1 protein-coding gene is annotated in these 617 nt (G+C 72.4%); it reads right to left on the bottom strand.

All coding sequences use genetic code 11. The features are described 5' to 3' along the window. A partial coding sequence (locus tag AC27IO_RS25200; RefSeq protein WP_498741344.1) for a ComEC/Rec2 family competence protein occupies window positions 1-617 on the bottom strand: 617 nt, incomplete at both ends.

Here is a 617-nt window from a genome sequence, read left to right as displayed (position 1 = left end):
GCCCACACCGGAGCGGCGGGCAGCGACACCGCGGCCCACGGCAACGCGGCCAGCCACTGCAGCAGGCCGGCAAACGGCAGCACGCACCACGCGGCGGCGGTCCACAGCGGCGCCCACAGGGTGCCGGCCAAAGCCAGCGGGGTGACCAGCAGCGTGATCCAGGGAATCGCCACCAGGTTGGCCAGCAGGCCGACGACGGACACCTGCCCGAACAGCAGCAGCGTGAGCGGCGTGAGGGCGAGCGTGACCACCCACTGCTCGCGCAGCATGGCGGCCAATCGGCCCGATGCCCTGGATTCATTTACCTCCTTTGCTATTGAATCAGTAGCAAAAAGCACCGCCACCGCGACGAAGCTCAGCCAGAACCCCGCCTGCAGCAGCGCCCAGGGATCGGACAGCACGACCACCGCGCAGGCCAGCAGCCAGACCTGGGGCCAGGGCCAGCGCCGCCCGGAAAGCCGCAGCAGCGCCACGGTGGCCAGCATGCACACCGTGCGCTGCGCCGGCACGCCCCAGCCGCTGAACACGGCATAGGCCCAGGCCAGCAGCACGCCCCCGGCCAGCGCCGCCGTCGGCGCCGGCAGGGCCAGGCACCAGCGCGGCACGCGGCGCCACAG

This window comes from Acidovorax sp. KNOB132 (genome assembly GCF_057541515.1).
Note: the sequence above shows the minus strand (reverse complement) of the source record. Positions and strands in the feature narration are given on the sequence as shown.